Source organism: Luteimonas panaciterrae, from assembly GCF_020511115.1.
GTDB classification, from domain to species: Bacteria; Pseudomonadota; Gammaproteobacteria; order Xanthomonadales; family Xanthomonadaceae; genus Luteimonas; species Luteimonas panaciterrae.
The window spans coordinates 275,740-298,348 of the sequence record NZ_JAJAVH010000007.1; the positions used below are offsets into that span (position 1 = coordinate 275,740).

A 22,609-nucleotide genomic window follows, 5' to 3' on the forward strand; every position below is an offset into this window, starting at 1 on the left:
CACGGAGGTACAGCGCGCGGGATTAGAATAGCGCGATGGCAGTCAGCACCTTCGACCTTTACAAGATCGGCATCGGGCCGAGTTCCTCGCACACCGTCGGGCCGATGCGCGCGGCGGCGCGCTTCGTTGATCGCTGGCTGACCGAACCCGGCCGCCTCCAGGACGTCGCCCGCATCCGCGCCGAAGTCTTCGGCTCGCTCGCGCTCACCGGCCGCGGCCACGGCACGGACAAAGCGGTGCTGATGGGCCTGGAAGGACATCTGCCGAACGAGATCGACCCCGACATCATTCCGGACGCGCTCGTACGCATCCGTGGCGAGAAGCGCATCCTGCTCGCCGGCACGCATCCGGTGGCGTTCGACGAAAAGCGCGATCTTGTGATGAACAAGCGCCAGAAACTGCCCTACCACACCAACGGCATGCGCTTCTCCGCCTTCGACGGCAACGACGAACTGATCGCCACGCGCGACTACTACTCCGTCGGCGGCGGATTCGTGGTCAACCAGGACGAGGCCGCCGAAGACCGCATCGTCGCCGACACCACACCGTTGCCCTATCCATTTCACACCGGCGATGAATTGCTGGGACAGGCGCGTGCAAGTGGACTGACCATCTCGCAGCTGATGTTCGAGAACGAAAAGTCCTGGCGCAGCGAAACCGAGATCGTCGCCGGATTGCGCGAGTTGTGGGCCGCAATGCAAAGCTGCGTCGCGCGCGGCATTCGCGAAACCGGCACGCTTCCAGGCGGATTGCACGTCTCGCGCCGCGCGCCGTCACTGCACGCCGAGCTATCGACCAAACCGGAAGCGGCGATGCGCGATCCGCTCACCGTGCTCGACTGGGTGAACCTCTACGCACTGGCGGTGAACGAGGAAAACGCCGCCGGCGGCCGCGTCGTCACCGCGCCGACCAATGGCGCCGCCGGCATCCTGCCCTCGGTGCTGCATTACTACGATCGCTTCTGCCCCGGCGCCAACGAGAAAGGCGTGTTCGACTTCCTGCTCACCGCCGCCGCGGTTGGCATTCTCTACAAGGAAAACGCCTCGATCAGCGGCGCGGAAGTCGGTTGCCAGGGCGAAGTCGGCGTGGCCTGCTCGATGGCCGCCGCCGGACTCACCGCCGCGCTCGGCGGCACGTCGAGCCAGATCGAGAACGCCGCCGAGATCGGCATGGAACACAACCTCGGCCTCACCTGCGACCCGATCGGCGGCCTCGTGCAGATTCCCTGCATCGAACGCAACGCCATGGGCGCGGTGAAAGCGATCAACGCCTCACGCATGGCCTTGCGCGGCGACGGCAAGCACAAGGTCAGCCTCGACAAGGTGATCAAGACCATGCGCGACACCGGCCGCGACATGCAGGACAAGTACAAGGAAACCAGCCGCGGCGGATTGGCGGTGAACGTCATCGAGTGCTGAGCGGATGATCCGTGCGCTGGTCCTGCCAGGCATGGATGGGACCGGCGAACTGCTCTCGGATTTCGTTGCCGAACTCGCACCGGAGATCGCCGCCGAAGTAGTGATTTATCCGGCCGATCGTGCGCTCGGCTACGACGCACTGAGCCGGATCGCGGAAGACGCCCTGCCCGCGCATGGAAAATGCCTGCTGCTTGCCGAATCGTTTTCGGGGCCGGTCGCGCTGCGACTCGCGCAAGCACGCCCGGATCGTCTGCTTGGCGTCGTCCTTGCCGCATCATTCGCCAAGGCACCGCGAATGCCGTGGCTTCCCATCGCCAGTGCATCGCTGGGGCGGATCGCATCCTACCTGCCGGTCCAGCAAATACCGCGCGCCTTGCTTGCGTTCTTCATGATGGGGCGATGGGCAACCCGCGAGTACCGCGACCGCCTGGACAAGGCACTGCATGCCGTGGACCCACCGGTCATTCGCCGTCGCATTCTGGATGCGACGCGTATCGATGCGCTCGCCTCGTTGCGTGACCTTCCCGTTCCGTTGCTTTACCTGCTGGCGACGCACGACCGGATGATTTCCGATGCGAGCTGGAAAACCGTGAAGGCGACGCTTCCAGAGGCTGCGCTTGCCAAGATCGAGGGGCCGCACTGCTTGTTCCTGGCCAGGCCCGACGCCTGCGCCCAGGCGATCAAACGCTGGGCAAGAGAGACGATTAACTAGTGTGGGGAACTCCACGCACGCCGCCGCGCGGCGCCATCGCAATCCCAGGCACCCGGCCCCACGCTTGCGGATGTGCGAAGGCGTGCAATCGCCCATCTGCTGCGCGGACAGCGCTGGCTGATGGAAACCGGCGCCCCTGGCGACTTCGCACCCGTTACCGGAATCGCGGCCTCAATGGGTCGCGTAGTACAGAGCCTTTCCGAACACCTGACCAAAATCGTAGAGGACGTAGACCGCCGCCAGGGCACAAATCACCAGCACCGCTTTCATGACTTCGGGACTGAGGCTGTGCTGATGCTGTACCAGCACCGGTGATCCGCCTTCCTGCCGCGGCTGTTCCGGCTGGCTCGTGTCCGTGGCGTGTCCGACCGCATTGAGCTCGACGGGTTCGACGCCGAACGCCGCGGCCAGCGCCAGCCTGGACTCGTGCGACGCCTTGCCGTCCGCTTCCAGTCGCTGGATGGTGCGTGCGCTCAAGCCAGTGACGGCCGCCAGATGCTCCTGCGACCAGGCCCGCTCCTCGCGCAGATGCTTGATCAGATCCTTGTCGACGTTCATTCCTGGAATCACGATGGTCGCTCCCGGCGATGATAGAAAACGTCCGGAAGCTAGTCCACGGAGCGGGACGGCACCACGACAAAAGCACGACAGGGCGCCGACACGGCCTCCATGGCGGTGCGAAGTCGAGTGAAGAGCGGGTCAAACCGCACGGCCATCACCGGAAAACAGCATCGCATCGGCGCATACGTATTCGTGTTCGCGCGGTCGCGATTCCGGCGTACCATGCTGCAATGCAGCAAAACCCGCTTCTGCAACGCCCCCTGCTCTCGCTCTCGGCCGCCGCCTTCGGCATCGGCACGACCGAGTTCGTCATCATGGGCCTGCTTCCCGACGTCGCCGCGGACCTGAACGTGAGCGCGCAGAGCGCCGGCATGCTGGTGTCCGGCTACGCCCTGGGCGTGGCGGTCGGCGCGCCGATCCTGGCTATCCTCACCGCACGCTGGCCGCGGCGCGCGGCGCTGCTGGCGCTGATCTCGCTGTTCACCCTCGGCAATGCCCTGTGCGCGCTGGCGCCGGGCTACAACACGCTGATGGCGGCGCGGGTGATCACCGCGTTCTGTCACGCCGCCTTCTTCGGCATCGGCGCGGTGGTCGCCGCACAACTGGTATCACCGAACCGGCGCGCGCAAGCGGTCGCGATCATGTTCACCGGCCTCACCCTCGCCAACGTGCTCGGCGTGCCGTTCGGCACCGCGCTCGGGCAGTGGCTCGGCTGGCGCGCGACGTTCTGGGCGGTGGTGCTCATCGGCCTGGTCGCGCTGATCGCGCTGTGGCAATGGCTGCCGCGCACGATCGCGATGACCGCCTCCGGCGGCCTGGTGCGCGAGTTCCGCAGCCTGGCGCGCCCGCAGGTGCAGTTGGCGCTGCTCATCAGCACGTTGTCCTCGGTCAGCCTCTTCAGCGTTTTCACCTACATCGCCTACATCCTGCGCGACGTCAGCGGCTGGCCGACGTCCGACCACAGCTGGATCCTGCTGATCTTCGGCACCGGCATCACCGTCGGCGGCCTGCTCGGCGGCCGTCTCGCCGACTGGCGCCTGCTGCCGGCGATCGGCATTTCGCTGGCGGCGGTGATCGTGGTGCTGACGCTGTTCACCTGGACCAGCCAGTCGCCGATCCCGACCCTGCTCACGCTGTTCGTGTGGGGCGTGGCTTCGTTCTCGGTCGGTCCAGGCACGCAGACGCGCGTGATCGACACCGCGCGCGAGGCGCCCAACGTGGCTTCGACGATCAACCAGGGCGCGTTCAATCTCGGCAACGCCACCGGCGCCTGGCTCGGCGGCATGATGATCGGTGCCGGTGTTTCGCTCACTCGCTTGCCTTTGCTCGGCGCCGCGATCGCGGCGCTCGCATTGTTGGCGCTGCTGCTGTCGATCTTCCTGGAGCGGCGTGAAACGCGTTCGGGTTTGCAATCCGGGCCACTCGCCGATCAGGAATGCGCTTCGGGTTAGCATCGCATCTCCACTCCGCACGGAGAATGCGATGACGCTTGGTTCGCACCTTGTCCTGGCCGCGCTGCTTGTCCTGCCCTGCGGCGCCTTCGCCGCTGATCGCGCGGACGCCATCCCGCGATACGGCATGCAGCTGGAAGGTTTCGACTATCCCTACGAAGTAAAGCGCTACACGTTCGATTCGCAGCGGCAATCGTTGTCGATGGCCTACCTCGATGTCGCGCCCAGGAAGCCCAACGGCCGCGTCGTGGTGCTGTTGCACGGCAAGAACTTCTGCGCGGCGACATGGCAATCCAGTCTCCAAGCGCTCGCCAAGGCCGGCTATCGCGTGATCGCGCCCGACCAGATCGGTTTCTGCAAATCTAGCAAGCCCGAGCGCTATCAGTTCTCGCTGGCGCAGCTCGCGGACAACACGCATGCGCTGCTGCATTCCCTCGGCATCGAGCGCGCGGCGGTAGTCGGCCATTCGATGGGCGGCATGTTGGCGATCCGATACGCGTTGCTCTACCCGGATGCGGTGGAACAGTTGCTGTTGGTCAATCCGATCGGCCTGGAGGACTGGAAAGCGCTCGGCGTGCCCTGGCGCAGCGTCGATGCCTGGTATGCACGCGAAACAAAAACCAGCTTCGACACCATCAAGCAGTACCAGCTGACCACGTACTACGGCGGCAAGTGGAAGCCGGAATATGATCGCTGGGTCGGCATGCTCGCGGGCATGTACGCCGGCCCCAGCGGCGATCGCGTGGTATGGAACCAGGCGCTGACCTCGGACATGGTGTTCAACCAACCGGTCGTCTACGAACTGCCGAATCTGAAAACGCCCACCACATTGTTCATTGGGCAGCGGGATCGCACCGCGATCGGCAAGGATCTGGCATCGCCCGAATTGCGCGAGAAGCTCGGCGACTATCCGGCCCTCGGCAAGCGCGCCGCGGCGGCGATCCCGGGCGCGAAATTGGTTGAGTTCGACGATCTCGGTCATTCGCCGCAGGTCGAAGCGCCGAAGCGCTTCAATACCGCGCTGCTCGATGCCTTGCGGGCTGTCCACTAGAAACGCCCTGCGCGACCGCCGTCGGCGTGGCGAGGCATGCCATGCATTCCACGCCAACATTCCGAATGCGATTTCGGCCAGATCGCGTGCCGCGCAAATTCCTCGATCGGCTCGATGAAGACAATCGCATACCGCTTCGCTTGAGAAGCGAGCCATCGCCGAGTCATGCAGCGGTCACGACTTGCTTCCTTCCTGTCCAAATGTGCAACGCATCTCGCGATTGACGGGACTGCGCGCGGATTTCGCGTCGCTGCATTCGCACATTTTCACGCGTCATTCCTAACTATCGTTGTCATGGGCAAAACGTGCATTACTTCGCATTAAACGGCGAAATCTTCTGACAACGTTGTCACGCACGACGGTTTTCGCCGCCATGCCCTCCGGGGAAGCGCCGCCGCAACCGACGAAGTCGCCAAGACGGCGTATTCCCCGATCAACGCACGCGTTCGTGAACTTGCACGGGAGAGAAAGCTCATGAGACACGCATTACGTTGCACGTTGTCATCGTTCCTCTTGTTGATCGCCTCCATTCCAATCGCACATGCGCAAACCGCGTCGTGCACTGGCGTACCGGCCTGGAATGCCTCGACCATCTACAACCCAGGCGACCGGCTGGTCTACGAGAACCGCCTGTACGAAGCGAAGATCCAGATCTGGAACGCGCCACCGACGCATTGCCCGAGCTGCGGCTGGTATCAGGATCTCGGTGCCTGCGGCACGGGCGGCGGCAACCAATCGCCCACGGTGGCGTTGACCGCGCCCGCCAACGGTTCCACGCACACCACCGGCAGCAACATCGCCGTCAGCGCCAACGCTTCCGATAGCGACGGCAGCATCGCGCAAGTGGAATTCTTCCGGGGCAGCGCCTCGCTCGGTGTCGATACCACTTCGCCGTACAGCGTCACCTGGAACAACGCCAGCGCCGGCAGCCACAGCTTCACCGCCGTCGCCAAGGACAACCAGGGCGCGACGACGACGTCCGCCGCGGTGAGCATCACCGTCAACGCCCCGTCCGGCGATACCACGGCCCCGAGCGTGCCCGCGGGCCTGTCGTCACCGTCACAGACCGCGAGCAGCATCACGTTGAGCTGGAGCGCTTCCACGGACAACGCCGGCGGCAGCGGCGTGGCCGGTTACGACGTCTATCGCAACGGCAGCCTGGTCGGATCGCCGACTTCCACCGGCTACACGGATGCGGGCCTGTCCGCGAACACGACGTACACGTACCGTGTGCGGGCGCGCGACAACGCGGGCAACGCATCCGCGCAGAGCGCGCAAATCAGCGCCACCACCAAGAGTTCCGGCGGCGGCGGAAACAAGCGCGTGATCGGATATTTCGTGCAGTGGGGGATCTACGGCCGCAACTATCGGGTGAAGAACATCGACACCAGCGGCTCGGCGGCGAAGCTCACGCATATCAACTACGCCTTCGGCAACGTCCGCAACAATCGCTGCGAAGTCGGCGTGACGCAGCCATCCGATCCCAACACCGGCGCGGGCGGCGACGCGTTCGCCGATTACACGAAGGCCTTCCAGGCCGGTGAAAGCGTCAGTGGCGCCTCCGACACGTGGGATCAGCCGCTGCGCGGCAACTGGAACCAGCTCAAGCAGCTCAAGGCCAAGTATCCCGGCCTGAAGGTGCTGATCTCGCTGGGCGGCTGGACCTGGTCGCGCGGCTTCTCCAGCGCGGCACGTCCGGAAAATCGTCAAGCCTTCGTCGCTTCGTGCATCGACGCCTACATCCGCGGCAACCTGCCCGTCACCGACGGCGCCGGCGGCACGGGCGCGGCGGCAGGTGTGTTCGACGGCATCGACATCGATTGGGAATATCCGGTCGCCTGCGGCCTGAGCTGCGGCACGCCCGAGGACAACGCGAATTTCACCGCGTTGCTCGCCGAGTTCCGCCGCCAGCTGGATGCGGTGCGTCCGGGCCTGCTGCTCACCATCGCGGCCGGCGCCGGCATCGACAAGATCCGCGTCACCAATCCCGCCGCGTACCAGGCCTCGCTCGACTTCATCAACGTGATGACCTACGACTTCCACGGCGCGTGGGACCCGCAAACCAATCATCACTCGGCACTGTTCGATTCGCCGAACGATCCGTCGACCGGCGATCAGCGCTTGTACAACTCCAACGACGCCATCGAGGGCTTCATCTCGCGCGGCGTGCCGGCATCGAAGCTCAATCTCGGCATCGGCTTCTACGGACGCGGCTGGACCAACGTATCCAGTGCCAACAACGGCCTGTACCAGAACGGCAGCGCCGCGCCGGGCACCTATGAATCGGGTATCGAGGACTACAAGGTGCTCAAGAACGTGGCGGGCACGATCCACACCGATGCCAACGCACGTGCGACCTGGAAATACAACGGCACGACGTTCTGGAGCTACGACACACCCGAAATGATCACCGAGAAGATGTCCTACGTGAAAGCGCAGAGCCTCGGCGGCGCGTTCTTCTGGGAGTTCAGTGGCGATGATGCGCAAGGCAGTCTGGCGACTGCGATCAGCAACGGATTGAAATAATCCGGGACTGATGTCGTTCAAAAGCAAAGAGGCGCCGGTTTCAGGCCGGCGCCTCTTTAAGGTCGTGCTGAAAAAGGGACGTCATCCCAGCGAAAGCTGGAATGACATCTTTCGAGATATCTCAAAGATCGTGAACGGACTCTCAGGCGGCGATTCTCAACACGTCATCGATCAACGCCGCCGCGGTCACTTCCGCTCCCGCGCCCGGCCCCTGGATCACCAAAGGCTGATCGCGATAACGATCGCTGCGGATCGCAACACGATTGTCGGTGCCGCTACCGAGGCACAGCGGATGATCGACGGGCAACGCCTGCAATCCGACTTTGGCATGTTCGGCATCGAAACGGCCGACGAAACGCAGCTTCGCGCCCGCGCGCGAGGCTTCCTGGAAGTGCCGGAGCAAGGGCGCGTCCAGGGCTTCGAGATTCGCATCCACGGCATCCGCGCTGACCGATGCCAGGGATTCGGGGACCAGCGACGCCACTTCGACTTCGTGCGCTTCCAGCGCCAGACCGGCGGCGCGCGCCAGAATCAGCAGCTTGCGGCGCACGTCCTCGCCCGACAGGTCCTGACGCGGATCGGGCTCCGTGTAACCGGCATCGCGCGCCTCGCGCACGAGCCCGGAGAACGCACGCGTGCCGTCGTAGCGATCGAACAACCAAGCCAGCGAGCCCGACAGCACGCCTTCCACCGCATGGATGTGATCACCGCCAGCGACGAGTTCGCGGATCGAGCGCAGCAGCGGCAATCCCGCGCCGACCGTGGCCGCGTCACCGTAGCGTGCGCCGCCCGCGCGCGTGGCCCGGACGATCGCCTGCGCGCGCAGCAGATCGGCACCGTTGCCGAGCTTGTTCGCGGTCACCACGTGCACGCCGTGCGACACCCATTCCGCATGACGCGCGGCGACAGCTTCACTTGCTGTCGCGTCGACGACGACATCGCCTTGAACCAGGTGTGCGTCGCGGACATTCTGCGGATCGCGTCGAGCGTCATCCGCATGCGTGGCCAGCTGCAATGTGCGGTGCGGATCGTCCTCGCAAGAGAACGCGCCACGCGAATTGGCCAGCAATGCCAGCCGCGGCAGCACCAGACCGCGCGCCGCAAGACGCTGCCAACGCGAGACAAACGCCGCGCCGACCGTGCCGGTGCCGATCAGCGTCAAGCGAGGCACGCGCGCGGCGGTTGCCACCACACCGTCTTCGGAGCGGACGACGGAGTTCACGCATCCACCCGTTTCAAACGTTTGTGGTCGATCGCCGCCTGCGCGCGGTCCAGTGCCGCAGCGAGGTCCGCCTGCAGATCGTCCAGCGCCTCGATGCCGACCGACAGGCGCAGCAAGCCATCGGAGATGCCGGCTTCGGCGCGTGCTTCCGGCGTCATCGCCGCATGCGTCATCGTCGCCGGATGCGCGATCAGGCTTTCGACACCGCCCAGCGATTCGGCCAGCGTGAAGCATTGCAGACCTTCGATGAAAGCGCAGACAGCATCCTCATCACCGTCCAGCTCGACCGACAGCATCGCGCCGAAGCCCTTCTGCTGGCGCGCGGCCAATGCATGGCCCGGATGATCGGCGAGACCGGGGAAATACACCTTCGACACCGCCGGATGCACATCGAGCTGCGCGGCGATCGCCGTGGCGTTTTCCTGGTGCACGCGCAGGCGCGCATCGAGCGTGCGCAGGCCGCGCAGCGTGAGGAAGCTGTCGAACGGCGAGCCGGTGATGCCGAGTGCGTTCGCCCACCACACGAACTGCTCGTGGAGAGCCGCATCCTTCGCCACCACGGCGCCACCGACCACGTCGCTGTGGCCGTTGATGTACTTGGTGGTGGAATGCACCACGACATCGGCATCGAAATCGGCGATCGGCCGCTGCAATGCCGGTGACAGGAAGGTGTTGTCGACCACGGCCAACGCACCGGCCTTGTGCGCGGCGTCGATGACGAAGCGCAGGTCGGTGATGCGCAGCAACGGGTTGGACGGCGTTTCGATCAGCACCAGCGTCGGCGACTGCGCCAGCGCGTCGGCCAGCGAACGCGGATCGGTCAGATCGGCGGTGATCAGTTCGAAATGGCCCTTCTTCGCCAACGCGTTGAACAGACGCCAGCTACCGCCGTAGGCATCGTGCGGCACCACCAGGCGATCGCCGGGCTTGAGCAGCGCATGCAGCACCAGCGTGATCGCGCCCATGCCGGTCGCGGTGACCACGCCACCGGCGCCGCCCTCGAGTTCGGCCAGCGCTTCGCCGAGCAGATCACGCGTGGGATTGCCGCTGCGCGTGTAGTCGTACTGGCGCTTCTGGTTGAAGCCGGTGAAGCTGAAATTGGAGGAGAGCACGATCGGCGGCGTGACCGCGCCGAAGGCGGTATCGCGGTCAATGCCGGCGCGCACGGCGCGAGTGGCCTGGGCGATGTCGTGGGACGTACGACAGTCGCCCCCGTTGGTGTCATGGTGGCTCATGCGGAGTCTCCTTTGTTGCGCAGTGCCGCGGCCAGGATGGCGTCGATGCGGTCGATTTCTTTGAGGAAGGCGTCGTGGCCGTAGGGCGAGCGCAGCACGCGCAGCTGGCCGTGGGTGCCGAGGCCTTCGACCAGGGCGACGGAGTCGCTCAGGGGAACGAGGCGATCGCCTTCGACGGCGACGACGGTGGTCGGGATGCGTACTTCGGCCGGGTCGACGCGATGCAGATCGATCGATTCCGACAGCCGCAGCCACGCCGTCACCGGCGTGCGCGCGACGTACTGCGCGCCGGCGGCGTCGAGATAATCCTCGGCGGCCACGCGCACGCGGCCATTGATCACTTCCGGCAGCGCATCGAAGCGCTCGGCGAATTCTTCCGGCGTGCGATAGCTCAGCATTGCGAACTGGCGCGCCAGCGAGAGGCCCTGCGCATCCGCGCACTGCAGCTGGCCCAGCGCCACGGCCTTGCGCTGCAGCGCGCGCCACGCGGCGGCATAGGGATGCGCGCGATGCGCGCCGCTCACCGCGATCAGCTTATGCAGGCGCGAGTCGTGGCGCACCGCGAACTGCAATCCGACCAATGCGCCGTAGGAATAGCCGACAAAGGACCGCAGCCGCTCGATGCCGAGCGCGTCGAGCAACGCCGCGATCGCGTCGGCCTGATCGGCGGTGTCGATCGGTGCGTCGAGCTTGCCGTCGGTACCGATGTAGTCGAAGGCGAGGATACGGTTGCGCGTCGGATCGAGCGTGCGGCCGGCGCCGGTCAGGCCCTCCGCCCATCCCTTCTCGGCGAAGACGGTGTTGGAGGAGACGTGCTTGTGCGCGGAAATGCCGCCAGCCACGAACGTGACGGGTGCGCCGGCGGCGCCCACGAGTTCGTAGGACAAACGCAAGCGCCGCGTTCCGGCGTGGCGCATCGACAGTTCGATCTCGACATGACCACGCACCGCCTGCGCGCCGGCCGTACCGGCGTACGAAATGGCGTGCAGGGGCAGCGGCGGCGTATCGAAAGCGAGGGGTTGCGCGGCGGTGTCGACGAAGCTCATGGCGATATCCGGTTTATTGAAAAGTCCGCACAGGGATGTGCGGGCTTTTGCGGAGGGATCCGCATAAAGCCATCGATGCGCGCGGGGAGACTGGAAGAAGCCGACGATGGGTGTCGGCGGAAGCGGGAACGCGCCTGGGCGACGAATCCGCAACCATCTTCCGGTGGACACTCAGGTCCCCGCAGGACTTGGCACCGCGATAGAGCGCTGCTTGTTGAGCAGCGGCTCCATCAGGTTGCCCCGGCGTCTTCGGGCCTGTCCCTCAGCCGGTCTCGATGGATGGCGCACAGATTGCCAGCGGATTTTCGCGATGTCAATCTCTTCATCGGCATGAAGCGATATGATTTCGAATGAAACCGCTCTGCAAATGCCCGTCCTCCAGGAGGCGACGGACGCAGGGTCCTGTCGCCAAAGCGTGTTGATTTACAAAGGGTTTCAGCCGAAGGCTGCCTCTCCCTCCTTTCTTAATTCAGCTGCTGCGCGAGCGGCGCCTCCAACTCCCGCATAATTCCACCATGCCGTCCCCCGCCCTCAGCCACGCCTGGCGCGATAGCGCCGGACCCTTCCGAACCTGCGCCGCGTCCACGGCGACAGGGGCGGAAAACGGCATTCCTCCCCGCCGGTCGAAACGGCGTTCCTTCGTCGGAGCGCGAATCAGACGCTCGTCGGCGCATCGCTTCGCCCTGCTCTGCCTGGCATCGACTGTGCTCGCGGCCTGCACCTCGGTGCAGGTGACCAGGCCTGTCTCGCTCCCCACACCACCGGCTCCATCCGGCGTACTCGTTCCCGAGCGCTACATCGCCGCGGGCGACGCGCATGCAAATTTCAATGCGCTCGCCACCTGGCCCACCGAGAACGGCGGTGCCTGGCTGATCGCGGGTTCCGCCACCGGACACACCCTGACGGTGTTCGATGCGGACAGCGGTGCGCGCATACGCGATATCGATGCGCGCAAGGAAGCCCCCGGCCCCTTGCTGGAGCCGTCCGCGCTCGCTGTCTTCGGCGACCACTTGTTCGTGACCGAAACGAATGCACATCGCGTCGGCGTGCTGTCCCTGCCCGACTTCACACGCATCGGCGCCTTCGGCGAAGGCGAATTGTTCAAGCCCGGCGGCATCTGGGTCCGCGAGCGCGGTCCGCAGGAGCTGGTGGCTTATGTCACGGACGAAAGCATCGGCAAGGCGGGCGGACGGCGCTATCTCGTCGAATTCGACGACGCGGGACAGCTGCGCGCGCGATCGGAAGCCGCGTTCGACCATATGGGCGCGCCCGACACTGGCGGCGACCTGCCGTGGGACAGCTACCACGGCACCGCCAACAGCATCGTCTGGTGGTCGTGCGGTACCGATGTCGGATATTGGATCGCGGTCGATCCCAGCACAGTGCCGACCCGATTCCTGCTGCTCGATCGCAGCGGTAAACAACTCGGCGCCTTTCACGGCGAAACCACCTCCGGTGGCAAGGCCATCACCTTGTATGCCGCGGGCACCATGCAATTCCCGTTCGGGGTGTTGTTCGCCGTGCACGAAGGCGGTTCGGTGGCGGCATTCGATCTCAGCGACGTGGCGCGCGCGCTGCAACTCGATCCGGTGTGCACGCAATGACGAGGTGCATCAAGCCAGCGCTGTTCGCGCTCGCCGTGTGCGCAAGCATGATCGCGCTCGCCCTGCCCGTCTCGGCCGGACAGGTGTATCGCTGGACCGACCGCGATGGCATCGTCCATTACGACGGTGATCGTCCCGACGCGCCCGGCGCGGACGTCACCGTGCTGCCGTTCCAGGCCGAGCCGAGCGCGATCGCGCGGCTCCGGCTCGAAACCGGCGACGGCGTTTATCTCGCCTATGCCGACAACATGCTGGCGGGCCCGATCGAGGTCATGCTGCACAGCGAAGGCGGCAATGCCGCGATCGTCGGCGAACCCGCGCTTCCCGCGCGCGCCACCGTGCCCGCGCGCGGCAGCACGCTGGTGGCGCGCCTGCATGCGGCGCCGGGAAGCCGCGGCGGCAGCTTCAAGGTGCGGCTCCAGGCCGTTCCCGGCTCGCCGAACGCCAAGCCGCAGGATTACGAATACGCCTACCCGCTGCAGACACGCACGCTGCGCGTGGAACAGGGCTTCGGCGGCGGCTTCAGCCACAACAGCGTGGAAAACCACTACGCCGTCGATTTCGCCGCCGACATCGGCACCACCGTGCTCGCTGCGCGCGAAGGCACGGTGATGCAGATCGCCTCGGACTTCGACAAGGCCAGCCTGGATGCCGAACGTTTCGGCGGGCGCGCCAACTTCGTGCGCATCCTGCACGACGACGGCAGCATGGCTGTCTACGCGCATCTGTCGATGGAAGGCGTGCTGGTGCGCGCGGGCCAGCGCGTCCGGCGCGGCCAGCCGATCGGCGTCTCCGGCAATACCGGGTTCAGCACCGGCCCGCATCTGCATTTCGTGGTGCAGGTCGATCGCGGCATGCGCCTGGAGTCGATTCCGTTCCGCATGTTCGGGCCGGCGGGCATCCTGCGCTTCAGCGAGGTGCGTCCCGGCGAAGCAAGCCCTAATCCGGCACGCCCCGGCAAAACGGCCGGTACGGGCCGATAACGCGACCGCAACGCGTATAATCCGCCTCCTTTCCGTGACCGAACCCGCGCCAGCACGGCGCTCCTCGCCATGTCTGACGTTTCCCTCGAGGCTTCCCGCCGCCGCACCTTCGCGATCATCTCGCACCCGGACGCCGGCAAGACCACGCTGACCGAAAAGCTGCTGCTGTTCGGAGGCGCCATCCAGATGGCCGGCTCGGTGAAGGGCCGCAAGGCCGCGCGCCACGCCACCTCCGACTGGATGGCGCTGGAAAAGGAACGCGGCATCTCGGTGACCAGTTCGGTGATGCAGTTCCCCTACGAGGGCCGCATCGTCAATCTGCTCGACACGCCCGGCCACGCCGACTTCGGCGAGGACACCTATCGCGTACTCACCGCGGTCGACTCCGCGCTGATGGTGATCGACGTGGCGAAGGGCGTCGAGGAACGCACGATCAAGCTGATGGAGGTGTGCCGCATGCGCGACACGCCGATCATGACCTTCATCAACAAGCTCGACCGCGAAGGCCGCGAGCCGATCGAACTGCTCGACGAAGTCGAACGCGTACTCGGCATCCAGTGCGCACCCGTCACCTGGCCGATCGGCATGGGCCAGCGTCTAAAGGGCGTGGTGCATCTGGTGACCGGCGAAGTGCATCTGTACGAACCCGGCCGCAATTTCACGCGCCAGGACTCGACCATCTTCACCTCGATCGACGATCCGCAACTCGAAACGCGCATCGGCGCCGACATGCTGCGCGAACTGCGCGACGAGCTGGAACTGGTGCAAGGCGCCTCGCATCCGTTCGACGCGGACGCCTATCTCGCGGGCACGCAGACGCCGGTGTTCTTCGGTTCGGCCGTCAACAACTTCGGCGTGCAGCCGTTGCTGGATTTCTTCGTCCAGCACGCGCCACCGCCGAAATCGCACGAAACCACCACACGGGACGTCCTACCGCAGGAAGAGAAGCTCTCCGGTTTCGTCTTCAAGATCCAGGCCAACATGGACCCGCAGCATCGTGACCGCGTCGCCTTCATGCGCGTGTGCTCGGGGAAGTTCAGCGCCGGCATGAAGGCCTTCCACGTGCGCAGCGGCAAGGAGACCAAGCTCGCCAACGCGCTGACGTTCATGGCCAGCGATCGCGAGATCGCCGCCGAGGCCTGGCCGGGCGACGTGATCGGCATCCATAACCACGGCACGATCTCGATCGGCGACACCTTCACCGAAGGCGAGGCGCTGGCGTTCACCGGCATCCCCAACTTCGCACCGGAACTGTTCCGCCGTGCGCGCCTGCGCGATCCGCTCAAACTCAAGCAATTGCAGAAGGGTCTGGCGCAGTTGTCCGAGGAAGGCGCCACGCAGTTCTTCCGTCCGCTGATGAGCAATGATCTGATCCTGGGCGCAGTCGGCGTGCTGCAGTTCGACGTCGTCGCTTATCGGCTCAAGGATGAATACGGCGTGGATGCCAGCTTCGAGCAGGTGAGCGTCGCCACGGCGCGCTGGATCCGCTGCGACGACGCCAAGAAGCTGGAAGAGTTCCGCGACAAGAACGCGCTGAACCTCGCCATCGACGCCGCCGGCGAGCTGGTTTATCTGGCGCCGACGCGCGTCAATCTGCAGCTGGCGCAGGAGCGCGCGCCCGGTGTGCAGTTCAATGCCACTCGCGAACACGCGCAGTCGGTCGGCGAAGGCTGAGCCGGTCGCTTGGTAACGACTGAAACGGTCACGCAAAACGAGTATGTAACCGCGTAAGATTCGTCGTGTTCACGCCATCGCCAGCTGCAATGGAGTATTTACTCTGAAATTGCACGGCAAGGTACCTGCATGCGCACTGCGGTTTCGTCCACACGCTCCCCAGAGGAGTTTTCCCGCGAGGAACTCGCCAGCGCGCTGACGCACGGCGTCGGCGCGATCAGTGCTTTGGCCGCCGGTGCCGTGCTCATCACGCTGGCCGCGCGCGATGGCAATGCCTGGCAACTGTCGGCGGCGATCGTCTTCGGCGTCTCCCTGCTGCTGCTCTACGTGGCCTCCACGCTCTACCACGCCATTCCGTTCCCGACGGCGAAGACGCGGCTGAAGGTCTTCGACCATTGCGCGATCTATCTGCTGATCGCCGGCACCTACACGCCTTTCACTCTCATCGGCCTGCGCGGCAGCCTGGGCTGGTGGCTGTTCGCGGCGATCTGGACGCTGGCGCTGGCCGGCGTGGTGTTCAAGCTGTTCTTCACCGGCCGCTTCAAGCGGCTGTCGACGCTGATCTACGTGGCGATGGGATGGCTGGTGCTGATCGCGATCAAGCCGGTGATGGCCGCCCTCGACGGCTGGACCTTCGGCTGGCTGCTCGCCGGCGGCGTGTTCTACACCCTGGGCACGGTGTTCTATCACCGGGAGTCGCTGCGCTACTCGCACGCGGTCTGGCATCTGTTCTGCATCGCCGGCAGCGTCTGTCACTACATCGCGGTGATGGCGCAGGTCTTGCCCTATTAACAGCGTGCCCTACTAAAAGCACGCCCTACTCAAGGCGCGCCCTATTGACGGCGGAGCCCTGCCGCGTGCTGACGGTCGCATCATCTCCGATAACGACATCACAGCTCCTTGCGCACCGCGCCGCGCAAGCATGCGCCGCTGACGTACCCCCTGACGCCCCGCATTCGCACCGTGGGCGCACGCCGCCATGCGCGCGGCATCGTGGACGCATGGGATTCGTGAAGGACATCACGGCGGGACTCCCTTGAATTGCCAATGCTGGCAACGGAGGGGGAGCCTGGGCGACGTCGGTGGGTAACGGCGGCGTGTGTCCGTGGCACACATACGTTCGCACAGCCGGTCGCGGCTCCGCTCCCGAGGAATTCCGAGCAAGGAGCAAAGCGTGAACGATTCACGATCGCCAGACATCGCCGACGGCGGCGATATCCATTCATAGACATCAACGGGAACGGCCGCACCGCGGCTGTCGTCCCCGTCGTGCGCAACGGCATGCAGGAGACAGGACATGAGTAACGTGCGTTTGGACAGGAAGACGGCCGAAGCGACGCTGGAAAAAATGATCGTCGATTATCGCGATTCCTTGCCGATCTCCTACCGCATTCCCTTCTTCGGCAGCGATCCGCTGCGCGACGCGATCAATGCTTCTCCCGATCTGAAGGAAAGGCTGCTCGATGCCGTGAGCAACGGCTATCTCACCGGCTTCACCAACGTCAACGCGCCGGAGGGCGCGTCGGCCGGCTATGCCATCAAGACAGGCGCCATGCACCTGCCCGAGTCGGCATTGAAGAGCCCCAATGATCTGATCTTCGTCCTCGGACACGAGACCCAGCATGCCTGCAGCCAGAAGGGCGTGAACTACGTCGATCGCACCCTGGTGCCAGGCATCGCCGGCATCGCCATGAAACCGCCGCCGCACGATTACACCGCGCCGATCAAGGACTACGTCGATCGTACCCTCGCGGAAGAGGCGCAGGCGCATATCGGCGGATTCAACGCAGCCGTCTCCGCGCTCGCCAAGAAAGGCCAGCCCGTGACCGTGGAGAACCTCTATCGCTTCGAGCCCGGCCGCATGCGCGACTTCATCGACGTGGGCGGGACCTTCCCCAACAACACCTACCAGCTCAAGCAAGGGCTGACCCAGAGCCAGGACGGCAGCCTGGCCTACAACCAGGGGAATGTCGATGCGATGAAGCAATACTACGCCGACAAGTTCCCCGGCAGTTTCGGCGACAACGGCCTGCTCAATTACCGTCACGAAAAGGTGATCGAAGGCTGGCACATGGCGCACGAATACGAGCGCATCGGCATGGCCGCGCTGCAGACGCATACCCCGCAGCAATACACCATCGATTTCGCACAGCTCGGCACCAATCCGGCGCTGTTGAACACGCCCCGGAACGGCCAGATCACCACACAGAATCCGATCGACACCGGCACGATTCCGGGCCTGCACGTCGTGAAGAACCACACGCTCAAACTCACCACACTGCTCGACGATTTTCCGGCCAACACGGTGGTCGACAAACAACAGGCGCTGGCGAGGATCCAGCAGGCGACCGCCCCTCAGCAGCCCACTACTTCCACCGTCCAACCGCTGCCGCAAAACATCGCCACCTCCAGCAACAACCTGGGAGGCAATACGAATTCGAGCATGACGAACACGCACAATGCAGGATCGATGCATTCGAACCTGTACATGCAGGCACTGGAAGGCGTGCGCAATGCCAAGCTTGACGGCGTCAAGAACCGCGAGCAGATGATCAACGTCGCCGGCTCACTGGCCCTGGAGGCGCACAAGGCCGGACTGACCTCGATCGATCATGTGGTCAAGGGCGACAAGGGCAACGTCTTCGCGGTACAGGGAGACAGCCCTCACGCCAGTACCGCGCTACGCGCCAACGTCAACGTCGATACGGCAAAACTGCAGCCCATCGAGCAGAGCAATTCGGAACTCTATGCCTCGCTCTCGAAGCAGAGCAGCAATGCCACCCAGGTACAGACCGGCAATCCCTCGCAGCAGCCACAAGGCTTGACCCATTGAGCGCGCCCTACTGAGCATGCCCTATTGAGCACGCCCGACCCGGCCAGACCCATTACCGGAGAACGACCATGAACGATCCGCAATTGCAGACTGCCGCGGACGACATCTCCGCCCGCATCCTCAGGCTGATCGAGAACGCGCACGGCGCGGACGATCTCGCTCCCGACAGTGTCGAGCGCGTGACCGGTATCCACGTCGAACACGATCCCAAGGATTCCAGGGTCTACGGCTTCGGCGCGCACATGGACAAGGACTGGTGCTACAACCTCATGTCCTTGCCGGATGACGAGGACAGCCAGTCCAGGCGCCTGATCTTCTCCTTCGACGATCAGACCGGCCATTCCTTGCCGCCGCCCGTCGGTGAACTGGACTACGACGCTTATGCACGCGCGCTGGGGGCTTCCGGCTACGCGGGAAGCCTGAGGGTCGGCCCGCGGGGCGCCTTCGATGGCTTCACCTTCAAGCGCGGCAAGGTCTCGGTGAGTGTCAGTGTTCGCGGCAACGAGGCCGATCCGCTGCATCTTCGCGTGTCCAGTTTGATCATCGACGCGCGGTAACCGGCCATGAGCACCGTCATGATTTCCCGCAGCGCGGCGGAAGCCCGGCTGGACAAGATGCTGGTCGAGTATCACGACACCCTGCCCTTCTTCCCCTATCACATCCCGTTCCGCACATCCGATCCTTTGCGCGATGCGATCGAAGCTTCTCCCGAACTCAAGGAACGGCTCATCGACTCGATCCAGCTGGGCTATCTGCGCAAGTTCACCAACGCCGAACCGGAAGCCGGCGCGCGCGCCGAGCACAAGGTCGGCACCCGCGAGATTCTCGTCCCGGAAAGAGCGCTCGACGACCGGCATGACCTGATCTTCGTCCTGGGTCACGAGAATGCGCATGCACTGAACGCCAGGGGCATCAATGCCAAGGATCAGATCAAGAGCGAGATACGGGCCATCGCCCGCGGACCGCAGCCGCACGACTACACCGCGCCGATCATGGAACTGGTCGAGCACACTCTCGCGGACGAGGCGCAGGCGCACATCGGCGGCTTCAATGCCGCGGTCTCCGCGCTTCGCAAGGCGGGCCTCGAACCCACCGAGAAAAACCTCTATGCCTTCGATCCGGCGCGCATGCGCGACTTCATCGAAGTCAGGGGCAAGCATCCCGACATGGAGTTCGTGCTCAAGGACGGACTGACGCGCGACCCGAGCACCAAGATACTGACGGCCAACGCGGAAAACATCGAGGCGATGAAGGGTTACTACCCGGACAAGATTCCCGGCACCTTCGGCGAGAACGGACTGTTGAACTACCGGCATACCGCGATCCTGGACGGCTGGACGGCGGCCGATGGCGCCGAACGCGAGGTCAAGCTCGAAGCCGCCACCGCGAAAATCGAGGAGTTCGAGAAGGGCAAGATGCCCGAGCCCAAATCCGGCCCGGGAGGTCTGCCGGAAAAGCTCACGCTCCCGGGTGGCCTCGTGCTCGTCGGCATGGATGTTCCGGATTTCGAGGACCCCGACCTCCCCAAGGTCTTCAACGACGCCGGCTACGATCGGGCGGAATACAAGATCGATTTCAAGCAACTCGGCGTCAGCCCGCTGCTACTGGATGTGTCCCGATTCGGCAATGACGGCATCATCCCGATCCAGATCGACATGACTTCCGGCCAACCCGAGAAGGCGCGCGCCAAGATCAATGGCCATCTGGATTATCTCGACGTCGTCGTCTCGACGGGCACGTTCCATCGGCTGCAGGCCGACCTCAACGGAAATGTTCCGCCACAGCCGCGAACACCCTCCGTCACGACGACAACGACCACACCCGATGCGGTCACATCGCCGCAACGCACGGACGCCTTGCCGCCAAGGCTGTACGAACAGGCGCTCGATGGCATCGGCAGGGCCGGGATCGAGGATCTGAAGGGGCAAGACCGCCTGAATGTCGCGGCGGCACTCGCGCTGGAAGCGCACAAGCAAGGCCTGCCATCGATCGACTTCGTCGTGCCGGGCGCCAAGGGCAACGTGTTCGCCGTGTCGGGAGACAACCCCCACTCGGACACGGCATTGCGCGCCAACGTCGACATCGAAACGGCCCGGCAACAACCCGCCCGGGACAGTAATGCACAACTGCTGTCCCTGCTCTCGCAGCCGACGCAGCCAACCAACACTTACGAACAGCAGCACACACAAAAGCTCACGCAATAGCCATAACCCTGTTCCTTATTCGCAACGAGGCCATCCGGAGAGAGCGCCATGAACCAATCGCAACTTCCCACGAGCGCGGACGATATCGCCACACGCATCCTGCAACTGATCGGAAACGCGCACTCCCCAGCGGATCTCGCGCCCGAGGGCATCGAGCGCAGCACCGGCATCCAGGTGCAGTACGATCCGCGCGATCAGCGTGTCTACGGTTTCGGCAACCGCATGGACGACACCTGGTGCTACAACCTGGTCGCGATGCCGAAGGACACCGACAACCAGCCCACCCGGCTGGTGTTCTCCTTCGACGATCAGACCGGGCGTTCCCAGCCACCGCCCGCGGGCAGGTTCGATTTCGAGGCCTACGCCGAGGCGATGAAAGCGGCGGGCTACGTCGGACGCATGCGTCTTGGGCCGCGCGGCGCCTTCGATGGCTTCACCTTCGAGCGCGATGGTATCTCGGTCGACGTGCAGGTGCGCGGCAGCGAGGCCGATCCCGGACAGCTGCGTGTCTCCAGCCTCGTCATCGACGCGGCGGAGGTGGGCCATGGCTAATCTCGTCATGAACCAGCAGCAGGCCACGGCAAGACTGGAAGTGATGCTGAAGGAATACCACGACGCGTTGCCGATCAAATATCGCGTCCCGGTCTTTGGCAGCGATCCGTTGCGTGATGCGGTGAACGCCTCTCCCGACCTGAAAGCAAAACTCATCGACGCGATCAGCGACGGTTACCTCACCAAGTTCACCAACGAGGCAGCCGTTCCCGGCGCCGCCGCGGAGTATCGCGTTTCGACCCGGGACATCAAGGTCCCGGAAAGCGCGCTCGACAACAAGAACGACCTGATCTTTCTTCTCGGCCACGAGAATCAGCACGCGCGCAGCCTGCAGGGAATCGATTACCGCCAGACCGTCCTGAAGCCGGATACGCTTGCCATCAGCCAGAGCCCGCCGCCGCACGATTACACCGCCCCCATCACGGCCCTGGTCGAGCGTACTCGCGCCGAAGAGGCACAGGCGCACATCGGGGGATTCAACGCTGTCGTCTCCGCCTTGACCGCGGAAGGCAAAGGCACCACGCCGGAGGACATCTATCGCCACAACCCGGGCCGCATGCGTGATTTCATCGACGTCGGTGGTGTCTTCCCCAACCTGACCTATCAGATGAAGGCAGGCCTCACCCAGCAACCCGACGGCAGCCTGGATTGGACTCCGGCCAACGTCACGGCCATGAAGGGTTACTACGCGGACAAGATCCCCGGAAGCTTCGGCGACAACGGCTTGCTCAACTACCGGCACGACTCCGTCATGGAAGGATGGCGACTCGCGCACGGCTATGAAAGCGTTTCGCTCGCGGGGACGAACAGCACCCAGAACTACACGATCGACTTCACCGGCATGGGCATCAATCCGGGAATGTTGAATGTACCGAACGGCGGACCAGGCGGTGTCGGAGTCATCAGCGCGTCCGACCCGATCCCGAACGGTATGAATCCATTTGCCGACTTCCCGACCAACGCCGTCGTTCCCCGACATACCGCTTTGACAGCGCTGGGAATCCCGCATGGACCGCAGCCGGCCGTGATGCCACCTCCGCTGCCCACCCCTACCATCACGGATTCGATCTCGTCGCTATGGAACAAGGTGACCGGAAATGCGATCGAGCGACTCAGTCCGGAAACGCCGACGACGCCGGCCCCCAAAGAGCCGCCCTTGTTCGCGCAGGCGATCGACGGTCTGGGCAAGCTCGGCAAGGACAGCGGCGTGCAGAGCCGCGAGGAATTCCTCAACGCCGCCGCCGCGCTGGCTGTGGCCGCGGAAAAGAACGGCCTGACGTCGATCGATCACGTGGAGAAAGGCAGCAACGGCAATGTGTTCGCGGTGCAAGGGCAGGACGTCGCCTCGCCTCTCGCGCAACGCGCCCACATCGAGATGGGGGAGGCGGTGCAACAGCCTTCGCAACAGAATCTCTCGCAGTTGCAGCCGCCGCCACAGGTTTCGACGCCCGAGCAGCCTTCGCAGCACAAACCGCATTCGCTCTGAAAGCCAAGCCCGCGTCCGGAGGTGATGCGGAAAGCATTTGTGGCAACTCGC

General features: G+C 64.6%; 18 protein-coding genes and 1 riboswitch. Of the genes, 14 read left to right on the forward strand and 4 right to left on the reverse strand.

The genetic code is table 11. The annotated features are described in order from the left end of the window. Window positions 1-35 precede the first annotated feature (35 nt). Complete coding sequence (locus LG367_RS09365) at window positions 36-1,418, forward strand: L-serine ammonia-lyase (RefSeq protein WP_226468976.1); 1,383 nt, start codon at window positions 36-38, stop codon at window positions 1,416-1,418. 4 nt (window positions 1,419-1,422) lie between these two features. After that, entirely contained in the window at window positions 1,423-2,130 is a 708-nt protein-coding gene (locus LG367_RS09370) for an alpha/beta fold hydrolase (protein ID WP_226468977.1), read from the forward strand. 171 nt (window positions 2,131-2,301) lie between these two features. Here the strand turns inward: LG367_RS09370 and LG367_RS09375 are convergent, their stop codons facing one another. Continuing rightward, window positions 2,302-2,688, reverse strand: coding sequence for a helix-turn-helix domain-containing protein (locus LG367_RS09375; protein ID WP_226468978.1), 387 nt, complete (start codon window positions 2,686-2,688; stop codon window positions 2,302-2,304). 233 nt (window positions 2,689-2,921) lie between these two features. Between LG367_RS09375 and LG367_RS09380 the strand changes: the two genes are divergently transcribed. The 3 genes from LG367_RS09380 (at window position 2,922) to LG367_RS18625 (ending at window position 7,719) form a co-directional block, all read left to right on the forward strand. Beyond that, the gene (locus LG367_RS09380; protein ID WP_226468979.1) at window positions 2,922-4,142 is read left to right on the forward strand and encodes an MFS transporter; all 1,221 of its coding nucleotides are present in this window, start codon (window positions 2,922-2,924) and stop codon (window positions 4,140-4,142) included. Between the two features lie 31 nt (window positions 4,143-4,173). Next, on the forward strand, window positions 4,174-5,193 hold the full coding sequence (locus tag LG367_RS09385; protein ID WP_425490939.1) for an alpha/beta fold hydrolase: 1,020 nt from the start codon (window positions 4,174-4,176) through the stop codon (window positions 5,191-5,193). Between the two features lie 474 nt (window positions 5,194-5,667). Beyond that, complete coding sequence (locus LG367_RS18625) at window positions 5,668-7,719, forward strand: glycosyl hydrolase family 18 protein (protein ID WP_319004011.1); 2,052 nt, start codon at window positions 5,668-5,670, stop codon at window positions 7,717-7,719. A gap of 142 nt (window positions 7,720-7,861) precedes the next feature. Here the strand turns inward: LG367_RS18625 and LG367_RS09400 are convergent, their stop codons facing one another. The 3 genes from LG367_RS09400 to metX are packed head-to-tail and all read right to left on the reverse strand — an operon-like array spanning window position 7,862 to window position 11,222. Then, window positions 7,862-8,911: a homoserine dehydrogenase family protein gene (locus LG367_RS09400; RefSeq protein ID WP_425490948.1), complete on the reverse strand. Its 1,050-nt coding sequence runs from the start codon at window positions 8,909-8,911 to the stop codon at window positions 7,862-7,864. A 26-nt stretch (window positions 8,912-8,937) separates the two neighbouring features. Continuing rightward, window positions 8,938-10,176: an O-succinylhomoserine (thiol)-lyase gene (locus tag LG367_RS09405; protein ID WP_226468981.1), complete on the reverse strand. Its 1,239-nt coding sequence runs from the start codon at window positions 10,174-10,176 to the stop codon at window positions 8,938-8,940. Beyond that, on the reverse strand, window positions 10,173-11,222 hold the full coding sequence (gene metX / locus LG367_RS09410; RefSeq protein ID WP_226468982.1) for a homoserine O-succinyltransferase MetX: 1,050 nt from the start codon (window positions 11,220-11,222) through the stop codon (window positions 10,173-10,175). The genes LG367_RS09405 and metX overlap by 4 nt, the downstream gene beginning before the upstream one ends. A 150-nt stretch (window positions 11,223-11,372) precedes the next feature. Then, window positions 11,373-11,504, reverse strand: a riboswitch (SAM riboswitch). A 422-nt stretch (window positions 11,505-11,926) separates the two neighbouring features. Here metX and LG367_RS09415 point away from each other — a divergent pair. The 9 genes from LG367_RS09415 (at window position 11,927) to LG367_RS09455 (ending at window position 22,558) form a co-directional block, all read left to right on the forward strand. Then, on the forward strand, window positions 11,927-12,826 hold the full coding sequence (locus tag LG367_RS09415; RefSeq protein ID WP_226468983.1) for an NHL repeat-containing protein: 900 nt from the start codon (window positions 11,927-11,929) through the stop codon (window positions 12,824-12,826). Further along, entirely contained in the window at window positions 12,823-13,809 is a 987-nt protein-coding gene (locus LG367_RS09420; RefSeq protein WP_226468984.1) for a peptidoglycan DD-metalloendopeptidase family protein, read from the forward strand. The genes LG367_RS09415 and LG367_RS09420 overlap by 4 nt, the downstream gene beginning before the upstream one ends. A gap of 69 nt (window positions 13,810-13,878) precedes the next feature. Further along, window positions 13,879-15,483, forward strand: coding sequence for a peptide chain release factor 3 (locus LG367_RS09425; RefSeq protein WP_226468985.1), 1,605 nt, complete (start codon window positions 13,879-13,881; stop codon window positions 15,481-15,483). Between the two features lie 129 nt (window positions 15,484-15,612). Beyond that, complete coding sequence (trhA, locus tag LG367_RS09430; RefSeq protein ID WP_226468986.1) at window positions 15,613-16,275, forward strand: PAQR family membrane homeostasis protein TrhA; 663 nt, start codon at window positions 15,613-15,615, stop codon at window positions 16,273-16,275. Window positions 16,276-16,780: 505 nt separating this feature from the next. Continuing rightward, the gene (locus tag LG367_RS09435; RefSeq protein WP_226468987.1) at window positions 16,781-18,316 is read left to right on the forward strand and encodes an XVIPCD domain-containing protein; all 1,536 of its coding nucleotides are present in this window, start codon (window positions 16,781-16,783) and stop codon (window positions 18,314-18,316) included. Window positions 18,317-18,384: 68 nt separating this feature from the next. Next, the gene (locus tag LG367_RS09440) at window positions 18,385-18,873 is read left to right on the forward strand and encodes a hypothetical protein (protein WP_226468988.1); all 489 of its coding nucleotides are present in this window, start codon (window positions 18,385-18,387) and stop codon (window positions 18,871-18,873) included. Window positions 18,874-18,879: 6 nt separating this feature from the next. Further along, entirely contained in the window at window positions 18,880-20,520 is a 1,641-nt protein-coding gene (locus LG367_RS09445; RefSeq protein WP_226468989.1) for an XVIPCD domain-containing protein, read from the forward strand. A gap of 48 nt (window positions 20,521-20,568) precedes the next feature. Further along, window positions 20,569-21,072 (forward strand): type 2 periplasmic-binding domain-containing protein, encoded by a 504-nt coding sequence (locus LG367_RS09450; protein ID WP_226468990.1) that lies wholly within the window; start codon window positions 20,569-20,571, stop codon window positions 21,070-21,072. Beyond that, window positions 21,065-22,558, forward strand: coding sequence for an XVIPCD domain-containing protein (locus LG367_RS09455; protein ID WP_226468991.1), 1,494 nt, complete (start codon window positions 21,065-21,067; stop codon window positions 22,556-22,558). The genes LG367_RS09450 and LG367_RS09455 overlap by 8 nt, the downstream gene beginning before the upstream one ends. Window positions 22,559-22,609: the final 51 nt, after the last annotated feature.